This window comes from Paenibacillus lentimorbus NRRL B-30488, from assembly GCF_000411595.1.
GTDB lineage: Bacteria > Bacillota > Bacilli > Bacillales > Bacillaceae > Bacillus > Bacillus velezensis.
In genome coordinates, this window is record NZ_ANAT01000011.1 from 28423 (window position 1) to 47435 (window position 19013).

Annotated in this window: 13 protein-coding genes and 6 pseudogenes; 4 read left to right on the forward strand and 15 right to left on the reverse strand. The window is 48.1% G+C overall.

Translation table 11 applies throughout. From position 1 onward, the window contains the following. Nucleotides 1-71 precede the first annotated feature (71 nt). Nucleotides 72-1667 (forward strand): PucR family transcriptional regulator, encoded by a 1596-nt coding sequence (locus D368_RS06870; protein ID WP_039253981.1) that lies wholly within the window; start codon nt 72-74, stop codon nt 1665-1667. Nucleotides 1668-1775: 108 nt separating this feature from the next. Here the strand turns inward: D368_RS06870 and D368_RS06875 are convergent. From D368_RS06875 to allC, 6 genes and pseudogenes are all read right to left on the reverse strand, one after another. Beyond that, nucleotides 1776-1910, reverse strand: a pseudogene (locus D368_RS06875) (XkdF-like putative serine protease domain-containing protein); the annotation flags it as partial. A gap of 61 nt (nt 1911-1971) precedes the next feature. Continuing rightward, a complete protein-coding gene (locus D368_RS06880) occupies nt 1972-2250 on the reverse strand; it encodes a hypothetical protein (protein ID WP_077722787.1) in 279 nt (92 codons plus the stop codon). A 1196-nt stretch (nt 2251-3446) separates the two neighbouring features. After that, nucleotides 3447-3692: a hypothetical protein gene (locus D368_RS06885; protein WP_039253979.1), complete on the reverse strand. Its 246-nt coding sequence runs from the start codon at nt 3690-3692 to the stop codon at nt 3447-3449. Nucleotides 3693-3724: 32 nt separating this feature from the next. After that, nucleotides 3725-4921 (reverse strand): MFS transporter, encoded by a 1197-nt coding sequence (locus tag D368_RS06890; protein WP_128574664.1) that lies wholly within the window; start codon nt 4919-4921, stop codon nt 3725-3727. 120 nt (nt 4922-5041) lie between these two features. Beyond that, nucleotides 5042-6254 (reverse strand): annotated as a pseudogene (locus D368_RS06895) (pyridoxal-phosphate-dependent aminotransferase family protein). A 60-nt stretch (nt 6255-6314) separates the two neighbouring features. Then, the gene (gene allC / locus D368_RS06900) at nt 6315-7556 is read right to left on the reverse strand and encodes an allantoate deiminase (RefSeq protein WP_101562399.1); all 1242 of its coding nucleotides are present in this window, start codon (nt 7554-7556) and stop codon (nt 6315-6317) included. Between the two features lie 219 nt (nt 7557-7775). Between allC and D368_RS06905 the strand changes: the two genes are divergently transcribed. Beyond that, complete coding sequence (locus D368_RS06905; protein WP_071392248.1) at nt 7776-8645, forward strand: endonuclease I family protein; 870 nt, start codon at nt 7776-7778, stop codon at nt 8643-8645. Nucleotides 8646-8694: 49 nt separating this feature from the next. Here D368_RS06905 and D368_RS06910 read toward each other — a convergent pair. Then, a pseudogene (locus D368_RS06910) lies at nt 8695-9800 on the reverse strand (ABC transporter ATP-binding protein). A 155-nt stretch (nt 9801-9955) separates the two neighbouring features. Between D368_RS06910 and frlR the strand changes: the two are divergent. Continuing rightward, a pseudogene (gene frlR / locus D368_RS06915) lies at nt 9956-10683 on the forward strand (transcriptional regulator FrlR). 24 nt (nt 10684-10707) lie between these two features. Here the strand turns inward: frlR and D368_RS06920 are convergent. From D368_RS06920 to D368_RS06940, 5 genes and pseudogenes are all read right to left on the reverse strand, one after another. After that, nucleotides 10708-11562 carry a PfkB family carbohydrate kinase gene (locus D368_RS06920; RefSeq protein ID WP_128574665.1) on the reverse strand — a complete coding sequence of 285 codons (855 nt, stop codon included), beginning with the start codon at nt 11560-11562 and terminating at the stop codon, nt 10708-10710. Between the two features lie 13 nt (nt 11563-11575). Beyond that, complete coding sequence (locus tag D368_RS06925; protein WP_003151895.1) at nt 11576-12460, reverse strand: carbohydrate ABC transporter permease; 885 nt, start codon at nt 12458-12460, stop codon at nt 11576-11578. 3 nt (nt 12461-12463) lie between these two features. Beyond that, entirely contained in the window at nt 12464-13354 is an 891-nt protein-coding gene (locus tag D368_RS06930; RefSeq protein WP_486129235.1) for a carbohydrate ABC transporter permease, read from the reverse strand. Between the two features lie 24 nt (nt 13355-13378). Beyond that, nucleotides 13379-14644, reverse strand: a complete 1266-nt coding sequence (locus D368_RS06935; protein WP_071392604.1) for an ABC transporter substrate-binding protein — start codon at nt 14642-14644, stop codon at nt 13379-13381. Between the two features lie 73 nt (nt 14645-14717). Beyond that, nucleotides 14718-15703, reverse strand: a pseudogene (locus D368_RS06940) (SIS domain-containing protein). A 196-nt stretch (nt 15704-15899) separates the two neighbouring features. Between D368_RS06940 and D368_RS06945 the strand changes: the two are divergent. After that, nucleotides 15900-16825 (forward strand): annotated as a pseudogene (locus tag D368_RS06945) (MerR family transcriptional regulator). Between the two features lie 33 nt (nt 16826-16858). On the opposite strand, the gene D368_RS06950 reads toward D368_RS06945, so the two are convergent. Genes D368_RS06950 through D368_RS06960 form a run of 3 tightly spaced genes read right to left on the reverse strand, consistent with a single transcriptional unit; the run spans nt 16859 to nt 18913 of the window. Further along, nucleotides 16859-17449, reverse strand: coding sequence for a sporulation delaying protein family toxin (locus D368_RS06950; RefSeq protein WP_007410098.1), 591 nt, complete (start codon nt 17447-17449; stop codon nt 16859-16861). Then, complete coding sequence (locus D368_RS06955) at nt 17442-18386, reverse strand: sporulation-delaying protein SdpB family protein (protein WP_071392252.1); 945 nt, start codon at nt 18384-18386, stop codon at nt 17442-17444. The genes D368_RS06950 and D368_RS06955 overlap by 8 nt, the downstream gene beginning before the upstream one ends. Continuing rightward, a complete protein-coding gene (locus D368_RS06960; protein ID WP_128574667.1) occupies nt 18383-18913 on the reverse strand; it encodes an SdpA family antimicrobial peptide system protein in 531 nt (176 codons plus the stop codon). Before D368_RS06960 ends, D368_RS06955 begins: the two co-directional genes overlap by 4 nt. Nucleotides 18914-19013: the final 100 nt, after the last annotated feature.

Consider the following 19013-nt stretch of genomic DNA (forward strand, 5'->3'; position numbering starts at 1 on the left):
GCTATAATTTTTGATGATTTTTATTCATATTAACTAATGGTTGTCTTTAGAACCTGAAAGGAGATTGACTGATGAACATTTATGATGTGATGAAGATTCCCGCTTATGAGCGGGCGGCATTAATCGCAGGCAGATCCGGCGGCTGGAGGGAGGTGCAGCACGTCAACATGATGGATGCGCCGGACATCGCTGATTTTTTACATAAAAATGAATTGCTCGTCACGACGGCTTACCACTTGAAGGATCGCCCGCAGCTGTTGAAAGATTTGATCCGCCTCATGGCAAAACGGGGCTGCGCGGGACTGGGGATCAAAACGAAGCGCTATCTTAATGTCATTCCGAAAGATGCCGCGGAGCTTGCCGACCGGTATGAATTTCCGATTATTGAGCTGCCGGAAGACATCAGGCTGGGAGATATCGTCAACGCCACACTGAGCCATATTCTTGATATGCGTTCAAATGAGCTGCAGCAGGCCATTTACACCCATAAAAAATTCACAAACCACATCATGAGCGGCAAAGGGCTGCAATCCCTGCTTAAGAAGCTCTCAGACATTCTCCGGCTTCCCGTGCTGCTTTTGGATCAGCATACAAAACTCTTATCATCGTCCCACAGCATACCCATTGACACGTCTTTATTGAAAAACATCTGTTATTCCCTTTCCGGTCCTTATTTCACCTGCTTTTCCATGCTCTCCGACAGAAAGGCGTATTCTGTCCTGCCGATTCTGAATGTTGAAAAAAACTGCGGTTATCTGGTGATTCCGGAGCTGGTGCAGACCGCTGATAAAGGCATGATTTTGACAATTGAACAGGCGGCCAACGTCATTTCCTTTGAACTGCTGAAAGAAAATGCCGTCAAACAATTCGGCAGACGGGCGCGCAATGAATTTTTCAGCAATTTCATCGACCGCTCGTTTACAGGCCATGAAGAAATCAAAAGCCGTGCCAAAGAATTCCGGCTCCGCTGGGATCAGAAATACATGTGCATTTGCGGAAAACTCGACCGAAATGAGAAAACGATCAGCTTTACCGAAAATCAGCTCGTTTCCGATCATGTATTTGATCTGCTTGAAGGAGAGCTGTCATCCTTTCCGTTTCCCCCTCATCTCTTTATTAAAGGAAATGTCGGTATTCTTTTAATTGAAGCGACAGACAGCTGGAATGAAATGCACGCGTCTGTCATCAGCTTTTTGGAGCAGTTTCAAAAGCAGGTCCGGACGCAGTTTAAACGGACTGTCTCCTTCGGCATCTCAAACATATGCCAAAAGCTGATCGACGTCCCTGACGCTTTTACTGAAGCTTCAGACGCCATTTCATCCGGGCATTTGTCCAGAAGCGCGGAGTTTATTCAAATCTATCATGCCAAAGACGTGCCGGAGCTGCTCCGCCTGCTTCCGGCGGAAGATGTGAAGAAGTTTTACGAAGCCACCCTCCAAAGCCTGGCCGACCGGCAAAAGGAAGATCAGAGCCTGCTTCATACGCTGTCTGTTTACCTGGAGACCCACTGCCAGATTTCAGAAACGGCTAAGCGCCTGTACGTCCATCGAAATACGGTGATCTATCGTTTAGAAAAATGCGAGGAACTGCTCGGCAAAAGCTTAAAAGATCCGGAGACGACGATGCGCCTGCGGCTCGCGCTGAGAATGCAGCGGCTGATCGGTTAAGGAATCGTTAGAGACAGGGATGCGGGGTGTTCTCCCGCATCCTATTTAAGGTGAATCATTCAGCTAAATCCTCAAAAAATGCTGCCATCAAAACCCTGACGAGTATCCTTTCAGGAAGCCGTGAGCGGCCTTCTCAATTTCTGCAGCTGTCATGAAATCCTCGTGAGCATCCACGGTGTCCGGCTCATAAACGATACCGTAAACAAGTTTTTGTGCGTCTGCTTCTTTCGCAAGGATCTTCACTTACCTCTCTTCCTCAAAATAAATAAGTATCATCTCAAAAGATGATACTTAAATTAGTATTTTATCTAACTGTTTGGATTCCTCCAGGAGTGAGTTGACTAGCCGAAACTACAGCTGAACCAGCTATACAGTTTCCGCCAATAGACAAAGGAAATACTATAGTAACAAATTCTTGACCTGCTGGTGTATACTCAGACCTGTGTATAAACACACGTGTACCAGCAGTAAGCAACCGTCCATTTGGCAAAGTTAGATTAAAAAGGAGAGTGTGAAATTGACCAATTAAACCTTCAAAAGCACGACTTTCCCCAAAATATGGGTAATAATAATTTGGATACATTGAACATTTACCTCTTTCCTATATAATGAATTCACCTTACAATAATTGTATATTCCATATATTGAAAATTCGTGTGTGGAACAAAAGGCTCATTTCCTACGTATACAGCCGCCTATACGTCTGAGGTGTCACGTCTCGTTCCCATGATTTCTTCCCAATTCCTGTTCATCTGCCTTTGTAGAAGGACTTAACACTTTTTTAAGCTGCTGTTTCGTGTCAGCAGATAAAACGTCTCTCATCTTCATCTTTCTTTCATTTCTCCTTGCCGAATAAGCACCGCCTTACGCTATTCGCTTTTATTTATTTGCGGCCCGCCGCTTTATTCCTCAGAAGGTAAGCAAAGAAAATGAAGAGCCGGTTTAAAAAGACTTTCCTTGCAATGAGATTTCACTGCTTGTGTTCCCCGTGACTATCCGCGCACAATACTGCATACTTCAGTCGCCCTCCCGAGAAGGCACTTTCATTGTTTAAATTTTGATACGCAGAAATGACTTCCTCCTAAAGGAAAGAGGGAATGCTCTTTTCCTTTTTCACGCGGAGTTTTGGCTACGCTGATACATTCTCCGTTCACAGCGGAAAAAATCTCTCCAAAAAAGGAGGGGCGCTTCCCCTCCGTGAACCGTAATAAAGCTTCGTGTGTTGACTAATGGCTGTCTGGATAATGGTCTCACTGTCATCTTGGAAAGATCACTTACTTCTATAAGTCTTTCTTTTTAACAGAAACCGCAGATATAGCAGCAGAAATAACTATCCGCTCCGCTTCTTATGCACTCTCTGTAACATGGAGAATTATAAAAAGGAGGGCGCGCGGAAACATAGGGAGAGCTCCCTGAATGAGTCAATTGATGGGCCCATGGATAATAATTAAATTCTTGCCGCTGATACAAATGGAATGACGGGTAATAATACAACATTTTCAACTCCTTTTCCGTACACCATATTGTACTTACCGACACCCTTTTTAGATGATTGTCTCTTGCATAATTGTGTGTTGGCCTAATTGCGGGTTTTAATCTGCAAAATTCGTGCAGGAGAACCATCACAACATCTTCCGTGAGAGGTTATAAGATAACCTCTCCTTGTTGTCACCAATCGCCCCCTACTGAACAGTTCGTATTATTTCAATGACCCGTTTTATCAGAATGCTCTCCCCCTGCATACGAAACAGCAAGTTCCAAAACACTGCTTTTTCTTCCTCAGCATTTACGCCGCTCAATATTGTCCCTGCCTGACTGCTTTCTTTTTTGATCAACTTCCGGCAGATCAAATTCGTCAGACTCGTCAAGCAATAAAGCTGGTTTTACTTTATCTACACCTGTTCCGGTTTCCATTCGCGCCATGCTTGAGCATACGGAACAACTGGTTCGATATGATTTTCCCTCTATGCGCATCCCTGCAATTTCAGAGATGCAGACCGCCAAAGAATAAACGACAATCAGCAAAAAGCCTCCGGATACCCGGAGGCTTTTGATTCTTATCCTTGCTGCGTGAACGGCCGGGTCTGTGTCTTTTTGCCCCAGCCAAGCGCGGCCAGAAAACTGATGGCGAGAATGGCCGCTCCCAGCATATACGGAAATTCCATATTTACATCAAAGAGAAAACCGGCGGCTGACGGTCCGGCGATATTCGCTAAGCTGATGAATGAGGTGTTCATCCCGCCGGCAAACCCCTGCTGGTCACCGGCGAGCTTCGACAGCATCGTATTAACGGCCGGCCGGAGCAGCGATGTCAGCGTCAGAAAAAAGATTGCCGCGGCAAAAACGGCCCAATATGAACCCGCAAACCGGCACCACACAAGTCCTGCAGCAGCCCCGATCAACGTCACGTTAATGACGCGCTTTTCCCCGAACCTGCGGACGAGATAACTGACGCCGACCGCCTGCACAAACACGCCGATGAGACCCGCAGCCGTAATAATAAAGGCAATATCAGAGGCTTTAAATCCGTGTTTATGGTCAACGTAAAGGCCGAAAACGGATTCAAAGTTCATAATTCCGAAGTTCAGCACAAAAACCAGAACCAGCATAAACGCGAACGGCGATTTGAGCGCGCGTGACATTTGCTTAAACAGATGCTCACGTTTTTCCGTTTTCGCCCGGGCTTCCAGCTGCTTTTCACGTCCAAGCGTTTCGGGCAGAAAGAAAAATGAAAGCACCGTTGAAAAGCAGGCGAGACTTGCGGAGACGATGAACGGCACAGACATGCCGTAATGAACCAAATAGCCTCCGACACCGGGCCCGATGACGACACCGAGCGTCATCGCCGCGCTGAACAGCCCCATTCCTTTCCCGCGTTCTTCTTCGGTCGTAATATCCGCAATGTAAGCGAACATTGACGGCATTAAAAACGCCGCGCCCATCCCGCCCAAAAGCCGGGATGCGAACAATTGCCACAGGCTTCCGGCAAAGGCGAAGATCAATTGTGACACGGCAAAGGCGGCAATGCCGAAAATAATCAGTTTCCGCCGTCCGTATTTGTCGGTTATTTCCCCGGCAATAGGCGCAAATAAAAGCTGTGTAAGCCCCGCCGCCGCAACAAGCAGACCCATCGTGCTCCCCGTCGCTCCGAATTCGGTAATATATGCGGGCATAATCGGAATAATCAATCCGATTCCAAGCATCGCAATAAACATATTCAGCATTAAAATTGACAATCGGCCTATGTACGCCATGATTTCTTACCTTCTCCCCAGACAAACAGATGATCATTCCATATTTGTCATTTTTTATACCATTCAGTATAACGGGGAAAAGGGAAAAAGTCCAGATGATTTCAATCTCGTTTTCATGTCTCATGACAGCACACCGGTTTCAGCCGGCAAATCATATATGTTAAGGGCCGCCTGCAGCGCTTCCCCGGCTTTAACGGCAACTCCGTGTCTGATCAGAACCGCCTCAAGTCCGGCCAGCACAAACAGCACATTTTCCTTTCTGCAGCTGTAGCCCATCGTTCCGATTCGCCAAATTTTCCCCTGCAGCGGACCGAACGAGCTGGCGATTTCAATTCCGAATTGAGACAAAAGCATACTCCTGATCGATTCGCCGTCTGCTTCCGGCGGAATCTTCACACATGTGACGACAGGCAGCTTCGCCTCCGGATCGCCGAATAAATCAAGGCCCATCGCTGCAAGTCCCGCCGTAAGCGCTTTTTCATGACGCTGATGCCTGCGGAACCGTTCTTCAAGTCCTTCTTCCAAGACAAGGCGCACACCCTCCCGCAGCGCATAAAGCATTGCTGTCGCTTCTGTATGGTGATTCAGCCTTCTTTCACTCCAATAATCTTCGAGCTGGCTCAGATCAAAATAGTTGCTCGTAACCGGCCGATGACCGGACAGCATTTTACCGTCAGCTGCCGTCGCAATGCCACGTTCTACCTTTTTACGCGCGGCAATGACAGCTGCCGTCCGGTCATTATAAGTAATCGGCGCCATTCCGGAAGGGACCGATAGGCATTTTTTGCGTTCCCCCGATAACTGCGTCAATCTTCCATTCATCCGTTTTTACGGCGCAGCCTCCGATCGTGGCCACGGCATCCACGATAAAGAGTGCGTCTTGGGCGCGGCACGCTTCCCCGATTTCTTTCAGCGGGTGAATCCGCCCCGTTGATGTTTCTCCGTGCACCATAGCGACGATTTTCGGGGAAATCTTTTTCATCTCGCCGATAATCTCTTCAGGCCGGAAGACCGTTCCCCATTCACACTCGATCGTATGAACGTCCGCTCCGTACCGCTCGGCGATTTCAGTCAGCAGGTGTCCGAAGCGTCCGTATATCGGAACGAGCACGCTGTCGCCCGGTTCTATCACACTTGCGAGAACAGCCTCAATCCCCGCTCTTGATGTGCCGTCAATCGGATAGGCCCAGCGGTTTTCCGTTTGAAACAATTCACGGAGCATTTGCATCGTTTCGTTCATGATACCGGTAAATGCCGGGTCAAACTGGCCGAGGATCGGAGCGCCCATCGCCCTCAGCACTCTCGGTTCAGCTTCTGTCGGTCCCGGTGTCATAATCGTTCTTTGCGGAATGCACAATTCTTTTCTGGTCGGCACGCCGATTCCCCCTTTACGTTAATAGGCAAGTTTATGTAATACATTCGCCAGCGTAAGGACGCCGGTTTCAAGCTGATGTGCGGGTGTGAATTCAAGCGGCGAGTGGCTGATCCCGCCACGGCTCGGCACAAACAGCATGCAGGCCGGAAAGGTTCTGCCGAGCATCTGGGCGTCATGTCCCGCTCCGCTTACGATCTTCTCCGGGTCCGCCCCCTGCTCTTTTGCAGCCTCTGCTGCGGTTCGTGTCAGTGTCTGATCCATTTGAACCGGCTCTATCCTCATATATTCATCAATAACAGGTCTGACTCCTTTGCTGAGGCTGATGTTTTCAATAATCGACACCAGTTTCTGATGGAAGGCTGCCAGCACGTCTTCCTGCTGGTGGCGAATATCAACGGAAAACTGGATACGGCCCGGAATGACATTCGCCATATTCGGCTCAACCGTCATTTTCCCGCACGTCAGGCGGAGCTCTTCCGGCTGTCTTTCCGCTGAGAGCATGAGTTCGTGGATGATGCTGCTTCCCGCCGCGAGCGGATCTTTCCGCCATTTCATTGAAGTGGTCCCCGCATGGTTGCATTCACCGTCAAGCGTAACGGTATAGCGTCTCTGTCCGGCAATCCCGGTGACAATCCCGATATCCTTTCCCGATCGTTCAAGCGTTTGCCCCTGTTCTATATGAATTTCCAGAAAGGCACTAATATCAGTGCGCAGCGGCGCCGGATAACGGCCTGCACCGAAGCCGTTCTGCCGCATGGCTTCTTTCAGAGAAATGCCGGACGCGTCTTTCGGCGTTTCCGCATCTGAAAGCGAGAAAGCACCGGTGATATTGCCTGAGCCCCAATAGGTGATGGGAAAACGGCTCCCTTCCTCTTCACAGAGCGACACAGCCTCCAGCGTTTTTTTCGGACGCCCGCACGTCTCATGCAAATGCCGGATCGCCAGCATGCCCGCCAGCACGCCGAACGCACCGTCATATTTGCCGCCGTCAATAACGGTGTCAATATGCGATCCGGTCAGAATCACCTCATCAGGCGATTCTGTGCCGCTCAGACGGCCGAATACGTTACCGACATCGTCAAATGCCGTTTCCAGCCCGAACGCCTCCATTTTCTTTTTGACGGCAAGCTGGGCGTCCATCCATTCTTTCGTATATAAAAGCCTCGTCACTCCGCCGGAAGCGGAAGCGCCGAATTGAGACAGCCATTGTATGTCGTCGGAAATCCCGATATTCGCCGCCGAAAGCTGCTGATGTTCCATACACGCCCTCCTTTTAAACTGAAAAACTGACAAGATGATCTTCATTATAGAAGGAGCGCATTATGAGTTCATTATCATATCCTCTAAAAAATCAATGATTTTCCGGATACTTTGACCAAGAAACCGCCCCTCTGTCCCATAAGCCGAAGGAACCATTTTTCAAAAAAGATAGAATATTAGATTTATTTTTTGGATAATAGAGGTAAAGGAGGGCAAGTCATGACAAAAAAACTTTGGTTTCTGCCGATTGTCTGCCTGTTTTTCATTTTTGGATGGGCCGCGCCGTCAGCCTCTGCGGGCGAGCCGGCTGACACAAATCTGTACAGCCGGCTCGCGGTTTCAACTTCCGGCGGCACAACTCTTTTTCCGCAAACTGCCTCAGCTGTCATCACTCCGTCTGCGGATACGGACACATATTATAAAGAAGCTTCCGGAAAAAGCGGAACAGCCTTAAAGAGCGCCCTGCACCGCATCATCAGCGGACATACTAAGCTGTCTTACAGCCAAGTATGGAATGCATTGAAGGAAACTGACGAAGATCCGGCAAATCCGAACAATGTCATCTTGCTCTACACCCAGGAATCACGGGCCAAAAGTAAAAACGGCGGCAGCGTCGGGGACTGGAACCGTGAACACGTGTGGGCAAAGTCACACGGAAACTTCGGAACAGCTGCCGGCCCCGGGACGGACATTCATCATCTGCGCCCTGCAGACGTCCAGGTGAACAGCGCCAGAGGAAACATGGATTTTGATAACGGAGGCTCAGAATACCCGAAAGCGCCGGGCAATTATTATGACGGTGATTCCTGGGAGCCGCGCGATGAGGTCAAAGGAGACGTCGCCCGCATGCTGTTTTACATGGCGGTGCGTTATGAAGGCGGCGACGGGTATCCCGACCTTGAGCTGAATGATAAAACCGGAAACGGCTCAGCTCCTTACATGGGAAAACTGTCCGTTTTGCTCAAATGGAATAAACAAGACCCCGTCGACAGTAAGGAAAAACGGCGGAACGAAATCATTTACGAAGACTATCAGCATAACCGCAATCCGTTTATCGACCACCCGGAATGGGCGGACGAAATCTGGTAATCGTATCATAAGAAGTGATAAGGGAGCCCCGATCATCAGGCTCCCTTTTTCAATATACGGCGTTTTCAGTGTCGGCATCAAAAAAGACGGCCCGGTTCATATTGACCGCAAGCAGAATGGCATCGCCGGGTTTCACCTCTGAAGCGCCGTCAAGACGGATCGTCATGCGGTCATCTCCGCTCACCGCATGAACGTACATCTCCGCGCCTAAGTTCTCACATACTTCCGCCACAGCGCGGCACACCGCTTCAGGCGGGTGCTCTGATTGTCCGGCAAGCGTCAAATGCTCCGGACGCAGCCCCGCAGTCATCTCCTTACCGCTGTATCCTTTCTGCACAAGAACAGCCGCTTTTTCTTTCAGAATGGGCAGACGAACGGACGAACCGGCAAAATACCATTGCCCGTGACTTTCTTCTATGACGCCTTTTATAAAATTCATACTCGGAGAACCGATAAAACCCGCCACAAACATATTCGCCGGATAATGATAAATCTCATGGGGGCTTGCGGCCTGCTGAATATCTCCTTCATTCATCACGACAATCCGGTCGCCCATTGTCATCGCTTCCGTCTGATCATGCGTCACATAAACGATGGTCGCTTTCAAACGCTGATGGAGCTTGCTGATTTCGGCGCGCATCGTCACACGCAATTTCGCGTCTAAGTTGGAAAGCGGCTCGTCCATCAGAAACACTTTCGGCTCCCGCACGATCGACCGGCCGAGCGCAACCCGCTGCCGCTGCCCGCCTGAAAGAGCCTTCGGTTTCCGCTTGAGCAGATGCCCGATTTCCAAAATATCAGCGGCCGTCCGGACTCGCTTTGTGATTTCTTTTTTCGGCAGCTTTCTGAGCTTCAAACCGAACGCCATATTATCAAACACCGTCATGTGGGGATACAGCGCGTAATTCTGAAAACCATTGCGATATCACGATCCTTCGGGGGCAGATCGTTCACCGCGTCTCCATCGATATAAAGCTTCCCTTCAGAAATGCTCTCCAGTCCGGCAATCATTCTGAGTGTCGTAGATTTGCCGCAGCCGGAGGGACCGACAAGCACCAGCAGCTCCTCATCCTTTACATCTAAGTGAAAATCCTTCACTGCCGCCGATTGGGCGCCGTATGTTTTTTTGATATGGTCAAATGTTAATGATGCCATTCGAAACCTCCTCCAATACTGGAAACCGCCACATCTTTCTGTTATGTTAAAAATGTTCGGGGTTTCTGACAGATTCATAAATGAAAAGCAAATTTGTATTATAACGTCATAATACATATAATAGTACTACTACTTGACAAAGGAGGTCCGTCCCATTGTTAAATAACGGGAGCTCGAAACCTTTATATATTCAGCTGAAACAAATTATCGCGGACGATATCAAGAAGGGCGTTTATTCGCCGTCCGTAAAACTGCCGACTGAAAATGAGCTGTGCGAAACGTACAACGTCAGCCGCATAACGGTCAGGAAGGCCATCCTTGATCTTGTGGAAGAAGGCTGGCTCGTCCGGCAGCAGGGAAAGGGAACGTTCGTTAAAAGCCCTAAACTGAAGCGGGAGCTCATCGCGGTCAACGGCTACTCTGAATTTATGGAATCAACGGGAAAAAACCGAAACACCAGATCCTTTCCCATGAAATCATTGAAGCGCCTAAATCCATCGCTCAAAAACTTCGCGTCGCTTCCGAAAGTCCCGTTCTTGAATTAAAACGCATTTTATTTCACGACGACCAGCCGCTCTCATTCGAAATCGCCCACTATCCGCTCAGTTTATTTCCCGACATCGGCAAGCATATTAAAGGCGGCGTGTCGATGCATGACATTTTGAAACAGCACTATCAGGTGGTGCCCACTCATAATACAAAGCTGTTAAATGTCGTATACGCCAAGCAGGAAGAAAGCCGCTATCTGGCTTGTGATATCGGGGATGCGCTTTTTGAAATTGACAAAACCGCTTTTATGTCAAAAGACCAGCCGATATACAGCTCGCTGTTTGTAATGCATACCGACCGCGTCACGTTTACCATTAACAGTCCCTATGTGTAACAAGTATAAAAAACGAGACAATGCTTATCGTATTCTCGTTTTTTCACTGCTTTTCCCGCCGCCCGGCCTGTAGGGATGCCCGTAACCGAACGCTCCGAACCCTCCGCATGTTTTGGCAGCCGTCCCGGCGGCCGCAGTAAGCGCTCGCCGAATATCCTGATGCTCGAAGAAATCGGTAAGAAACCCGGCGATAAAAGAATCACCCGCGCCCAATGTATCTATTATATCAGCTCTTACCACCGGCTGATGATAGACGCGTTCCCCATCCGATAACACCGCGCCATGTTCTCCCCTTGTCAGACAGACGATTTTCGCTCCGAAACCGCGGGCTTTTTCGGCAAGCCGCACACATTCACTTTCACTCAAATCACTCCCGGAAAAAAATGCATACGTTACGTACGGACAGACCGCTTCTAAATAGGCTTCGTCACGTTTTACAGAGAAGTCAAAGGAAATCGGCACATGGCCGCTCAGCATCGGAAGGTCACGTTCTATCCTGCTGTATACGCTCGTATGCAGCAGATCATGTCCGGAGATAAATGAGATGTCATTCTCCTGAAAAGCGAGCGTCAGACGCGATTGCACGCCGCCTTTATTTGATCCGGCAAATATCCTGTCCCCTTTTTCATCAAGCGTGACGACCGCCATCCCATTTTCTCCGTATGCCCGGCGGATCAGATCGGCATTCACCTTTTCCAGTTTGAGCACATTCAATACGTGATCCGCCGCTTCATCACTGCCGAGAATCCCGATATAAGAAGTTTCGTGGCCTAAGCGCCGGGCAAGCACGGCTACATTTAACGCATTTCCGCCCGGGTAAAACGTCTCCTGATCCTGATAATAATCTACTACATTATCTCCGGCCGCTATCAGTTTCATCTTTTCATCCCCCTTATCCTTTCACGCTTCCCGCTGCAATGCCGCGGATAAAATATCTCTGCATCAATAAAAACAGCGCGATGATCGGAGCAGCAGAAATCGTCAGCCCGGCCAGCAGCACGCCCCAATCCGTCTGCAGCGCATCTCTGAACTGCATCAGCCCGGCCGGAATCGTCCGTAAATTTTCATCATCGATAAAAATAATCGCAAACATAAACTCATTCCATGTATGGTAAGCCGTCAAAATGCCTGATGTCACCAGAATCGGCACGCTCATAGGTAAGAATATTCTGAAAAATATTCCGAAACTTGTACATCCATCCAGATAGGCCGCTTCCTCAAGCTCTTTGGAAATCGACAAAAAATAGGAACGGATCAGAATCACGGTAAACGGAATACGGTAGGCTGCGTACGGAAGAATCAATGCCCAATACGTATTGTACAGTCCCAATGACTGGATAATGGAGTACAGCGGCACAAGACTGACCTGCGGCGTCAGCATCAAGCCGCCAAGACAAATGATCAGCACAAACCCTTTTCCTTTAAATTGAAAACGGGCCAGCCCGTATGCCGCCCAGGCACTCACAAATACGGTGATGAGACAAGTCAGCACGGTCACAATGACGCTGTTCATAAAATAAGCGGAAATCCCTTGGTTCCATGCGGATACGAAGTTTTCGGGATGCCAGACAGAGGGCAGCGACCAGCTGTGCTCAAAAATCTCATCCGAGCTTTTAAAGGCGCTGACCGCCATCCATAACAGCGGATATGCAACGGCAATGAGGTAGATAAAGAGAAACAGCCACACAGACGTTTCCCCGACATACCATTTTCTCGGTTTTCCGCCTGTTCTGACGGCCTGACGGGCATGACGCAAGTCCGTCTTTTCAGGAAGCATCGGCTACTCCTCCTTTCCGGTCTTAAAGAATTTCATCTGAATAAGCGACAGAGCAAGCGTCAGCAAAAGCACCACCGTCGCGATCGCAGAAGCGTAGCCCATCATATCCTTTGTAAAAGCGCTCTTATACAAAAATGTGCTCAGCACTTCTGAAGCATTGCCCGGCCCTCCGCCGGTCAGAATATACGGTTCATTAAATACGGTAAATGCGCCGGTCAGCGTCATCACCACGGCAACAAACGACATTTCTTTCGTCTGCGGCACCGTAATGTGAAAAAACTGCTGGATTTTTCCGGCTCCGTCCAGCTGCGCCGATTCATATAATTCAGCGGGAATGCTCTGAATCGAGACAATGTACAGCATGGCGATGTAACCGACAGACTGCCATTGAGACACAAAAATGACAGACAGCATAGCGGTGTTTTCATCGCCCAGCCACGCCCGGGTCAGTTCATCAAGTCCGACGGCTTCCAGCAGCTGATTCAAAAGCCCGATTTCCGGGTTATAAATAAAATCAAACAACAGCGCAATGACGGTCATGGAAATGACGACCGGAAGAAAAAATACCGTACGGAAAAACGGCGACCATTTTCTTACCAATCTGTCTTCCAGCACGGCCGCCAGAATTAACCCGCCGCCAACCTGGAAAATCAGCGATATGACCGCATACAGCACATTGTTGCGGAGTGCTGTAAAAAACACGGGATCGTGAAACAGGTCAATATAATTTTCCAAACCGATAAACGTCTTTTCGGGTTGAAATGAGCTCCATTCAAACAGACTGAAAAACACATTCTCAATAATCGGAATGTAAACGAACAGCAGAAAAATCAGCGCGGGCGCGAGAAACAGATACGGAATGAAACGTTTTCGGCTGACCAAGGAAATCCTCATCTCCTTTCTCCAAAGAAATCTGTTCTATTCAGATGACGCTTTGACCTGACGCGCCGCTTTCTGCACGGAATTCATCACCTCGCGCGGTGTCATTGTGCCGCCGAGCATCTGCTGAACGCCTGCCGCATACACATCGGCGATTTCAACATCAACATCCATATCAAACCACGGCACCATTGTTTCGGCACGGACGATATCCTGCACGGCTTCGCGCTGGATCGGGGTGGAATTGTTTTCTGTCGCCGTTCCCTGAACCGCGCTGTATTTACCGACGTCTTTTATCAGCTTCTCTCCCATTTTTTTCGAAGTTAAAAACTGAAGAAATTCCATGGCTTCTTTCGGGTGCTTCGTTTTTGAGGAAATCATAAATCCTTCGGGAGATCCGGTCAGTGCACGGGGAGATCCCTTTTCGCCGCTGATTTTCGGGAAAGGAAACAAGCCCAGATTGACCGGTTCGACGAGCTTAATTTCTGCCGTTTCCGCATAAATCATCGCCGCTTTGCCGCTCGTAAACTGCTGGCGCACGTATTCGTGATCAACGGAGTTCACGTGCTTTGTAAAGTACGGCAGAAGTTCCTGAAGCTTTTCAAGCGCTTTGACATAGCCTTCGTCCGTAAACTCCCCGGTTTCCGGGCTGTAATCCTTCGCCCGCGTTTTCTCATCCACCATACGCTGGTTCAGCGTCCCGATATAATGAGAAATGGTCCAAGGCGCTTTTGTGCCGAAACTGATCGGAATATATCCGTTCTCTTTCAATTTCTCACAGACTGTGATCAGTTCATCCCATGTCGCCGGGGGCTTCAAATGTAATGTATTAAAAATGTCCTTATTATAAAAGAATGATTTAGCGTCCATTTGCCACGGAACACCGTACTGTTTTCCGTCATGCGTAAAGGGTTTGATTTGTGACTGCACAAGCTGTGAGGACCAATCTTTATCCTGCTGATAGTAAGACGACAGATCGAGGGCTTTATCTCCTTTGATGAATTTATAAGCAAACCGGTCGCTCCATGAAAAGAAAATATCAGGGGGGCTCGTTGTTCCGAGCATGACTTTCACCTTGTCTTTATAAGAATCGTTTAAGACCGCTTCCGTTTGGATATGAATATCCGGATGAGCGGCTTCAAATTCTTTGACCGCTTCTTCAAAATAGCTTTTTTCCGGCTCCTTCGGCCACCTGTGAAAAAACTTCAGGGTCACTTTTCCGTCAGAGGAACTGCTTTGGCTTGAACAGGCGGCGGCTGACAGACATACGGCTAACAGAACGAACAGGCAGATGAGCTTTTTCAGATGCTTTTCCTCCTTTGTCACCGGACTATAACGTTATATATCATTATAGTCCGGTGAAATATAATGCGCGTTCTTAATATTCGACTTTCCACATGTAACGCCGCTGGCTTAACGGATGGTTCCTTGCTTCCGCCAGCGCATCCGCATAGCTTCTGAGCACCCGGTTTAATACGAGAGGAGCCAGATAGCCTTTTACAGAATCGTCAATTTCGGAAAAATCATATGCTGCCGCATCAAGCACAGTCAGTTTTTTGCCGTATCTTTTTGAGAAGGAAAGCGCCCGCTCTTCAAGGGGTCTTGTTTCGTCTAAGCCGAGCAGGATAATAAATGGAACGGATTCATCAATGATTTCGAACGGTCCGTGAAAATATTCTCCGGCATGAATGGCGTGGGAATGAATCCATTGCATTTCCATGAGAATGCAGATGCTGTAGGAGTAAGCGACGCCGTAGTTCGCACCGCTTGCCATCGTGTAAATGATATCTTCTTTTTCGTGGGCTTTCGCGAATGCCTTTGCGTGATCCGCTTCTTGTTTAAGCGCTTTGTCATATACGGTCTGGAGCTTATTGAGTCCGTCGATCGCCTGCTCAAACGCGGGATGGTTTTCCAGCACGTGTAAAGCGCCGAACACGATTTGATACAGAACCCCGTAATTCGTATTTATCGCCTGTGCGTTCTCACCCCAGTCATACACCGCGACATATTCGGCTTCTTTCGCTAACGGCGAATCAGGCTCAAAGGTCATCGCAATCGTAAGCGCGCCTTTTTTCTGGCGAAACCGGCGGCTTTCACCGTTTCCGGCGTATTGCCTGACTGAGAACATAAAATCACGAGAGAATTCTCTCCGAGCTGAATGGGATTGCGCTGAATAAATTCATTTGAACTGTAGAGATCAGAGCTGATGGCTTTCGCCTCTCTGTCAAACACGTACTTGCTCGGATACATAATGGCTGAAGAACCCCCGCAAGCGACGAAAAAGACGTGGTCAATCGTTTTTCCTTTCAGATCATCCAAGAAAGCCTGAACCTTGTGATTCACTTGTGCGGCAGTTTGACTCAAATCCTTCACTCCTCAGTGTTTTATTATATAATGTTATATAACATTATATAACGTTATATTAATCGCAACAAAGGTGCGTTGTCAATCATATTTTCTGAAATTTCTAAAATATAAAATAAACCCGTCTTATTCCCCGCCCTCTCTTGACCTGACCCTTAGAGACACGTTTAGAATGAAAAGCAGGGAGTGATTCAGAATGAATATAAAAGAAGCCGCCAGGCAGACGGGTCTCACGAAAAAAGCCATCAAATATTATGAGCAGGAAGGTTTAATCACCGTCAGCAAAAACCCTGATAACGGATACCGTGAGTATTCCGCTCAGAACGTGAATACGCTGAAAATGATTGCCGCCCTTCGAATGCTGGCACTGTCTGTAAGCGATATTAAAGCGTTCCTCTTAGAGGGCAGCAGTCTGCATGATATACTGCGCCAGCAGCATCAAAAGCTCAGCCGGCAGATTGAAGAGCTTGAGCAGGAACGGAAACTGACTGAAATGCTGATTAAGCGCGTGGAAGATGCGGAAAATGTCGATTCAATTCTGCATGATATCGGCGAGGTCAAAATAGATGAACCGAAGTATATGGGACTTCAGCTGAAAAAACTGTTCCCGGGAGATTTCGGAGAATTTATCGCCGCGCTGTTTGAACCGTTCCTCGACTTTTCTATTGATACAGATGAGAAAAAACGATATGGGCAAAGCTTATTAAAGTATTGGATGATATGGAAGAAGTTCCGGCTGCACACCCGATGATGCAGCTGGTCGGCAGGGAGGATCCGGCTCAGCTCCAGCAGCACAAAGTCCAGCATGACCAATTTATCGAGCGGATTTTGGAGAGAGACCCCGCCACTTGGGACACTCATAAAAACATCATCATTCAGCTTGTGAAAAGAGTGCAGACAGATGAAGAATACAGAGAAAGCCTGATCAAGGTCGGAGAATCCGCTTCTGATCTGCCCGCGCTGAAGGAAGGATCGCCTTTCAGCAATCTACTTCAAAAGCTCAGCCCGAAATATGACACGTATGTGCGACTTCAGCTTGAACTGAAAAAAGAAGCCGACGAGGAACTCGGCTTTGATTCAGAAGCATATTTAAAACAGATGCTTCAATCAAAAAAACGCTAAGGTTCGTCTCCTTAGCGTTTTCTTTCTTCAGCCTCAGTGCTGCGCGTTAATGCGGTCAACGACATTAGCGATGAGCTGCTCTTTTCCTAAGTCGGAATCTTCGTCAACGCTTGCTACTGTCAAAATGATAGCCGCTACCGCAAGAGCGATCGTCTCAATGGCGGCCGCCGCGTTTAAAAATACCCATACAGCCGTTGCGCATTGGCCGATGGCCGTTGATTTTCCTTTGTCCATGCTCTTTTTGTCAAACTCTTCTTTCAGCACTTTCGCCATAATCTGCGAACCTTGATCAATGACGCTGTTCACTTTCTCATAATCGCCGCTGTAGACCGCCGCTTTTAACTCTTTAAAATAATCCGGCGATGACTTTTTAATATCAGCAATCACCTGATCGGAAACTTGCTTTAATTCATCCTGATCAATCTTTTTAACAGCCTTGGTATCCCATACTTCAGGAAGGAGCTTTGCGACCTCACCTTGTCCGAAAAAGATGCCGGAAAAAATGTCTTCACCCGAATAAGAGACGGACGGCTCAGTTTTTGCCGCGGCATGCGGGCCGACTAATGCGACCATTAAAACAAACACCAGCATCATGGCAGCTGCGGACTTCTTGCTTTTAACCATATAATTTCCTCCTTTTCCTTTTATTGAAAAAATTGTATCTGATAAAAAGGGGATTGTAATGGTTCAAAGCTACTGTTTTCTCTGCCGGCACCAAAAACAGGACCAAAATACCAGCCACCGTAATGGAAAACGAGGTCAGTCCCAGCATAACGGCAAAGATTTCGTGCATAAAAATGGATATAAACAATATCGGACGCCAATATGTTTTCGGAGCGAACAAAGCGCAGAACATAATGGTTTGCACAATGAGCGTGCCCCAAGTCGGGATGATGACAAGCTTGGACTGCAGGATAAAGTCAAACAGACCGTGAAGCGCATCCGGCAGACCCAGCATCGGATCATTCAAATAGTAATAAACGGCGGTCCCGTTCTGCCACTCTTCTTCCATCAGTTTGGCAATGACAGAGTTAAAGTACAGCATCGCGACCTGTATTCTGATGATTGTCAGTGTGGCCCAGCATAAGGAGCGGTAATAAGGCTCAAGCGGCCTTTTCTCAAAAGACGCCTCGTACGGAGACCAGTGCCATTTCCGCGGATCGGTTAATGTCAGCGGGAGCAGCAGCAGCGTAAAAACGGCAGCCACTTGATCTCCCCCGTCAAGGGTAACGGCGGAGTTTTGGAAGCTGTACGAAATCCACCAGTGAAAAAAACCGGTGAGGCGGGGCCGCCAGCCAATGATGACAAGGATTAACATACAGATACAGACGGCTTTGACGATCTCAATGTAACGGAAATCGGGAAACAGCAGAAACAGGCTGAACGTGTCGGAAAAGCTGAGCATTTGATTTTGCGTTTTGAAGAAGACAGACGCCGGATTGAACAGCAATGTCAGCAGCGTGCCGAGCGCGATTAAGCTTCTGGCAAGCCCGTACACATTTGTCCAAGGCGGATTCTTCATCATCCATAAGGTGAGCTGCTTTTTTGCATCCTGAATCAATTGACATCCACTCCGATGTATTTTTTGATGGTTCTTTTCGTTTCGGTATGCTGGCTCCATGCCCATGGGGTAATGCGTTCATATGTAATGATCATTTTCCCTTTCAGCCTTGGGGAGGGAGACTCATTTTTCATTTTCAAAAATGTGGTATCCTTAATGTCTTGGCCAGTCGTGAAGTCTTCCCACTTCTCTTTGGAAGGCAGCTTTTCCAGCATAAGGCCGAGCTCTATCCCTTGCGTCCGGCCGTAACGGTTTAAGCCGATGACATTTTTCATAGAATTATTCGGCCATCTGAGCTCCTCATCGGCATCAAGAAGATAGATGTTCAAGCTGTCTTCTCTCGGATCTTTACTGAAAAATCCCCAGCTTTGCGGATAAATCATGGAAACGGTTTTGGATTGGTGCTTGGTTAATTGGATGGCGGAGCTTGGCAGTGCCGCGATGATGGTAAAAAACAAAACGATGATCCAGGCGGCCATGATAAAAAGAAAGAATGAAAACATGCTGGTTTGCTTCTTGTCAGTCAATTGAAACCCTCCTAGCGTATGGAAATTTCATTGACATGATTATACACCATTCAACAGGTAAAATATTGATAAATTAGATTTTTCGGACTAATATACTATT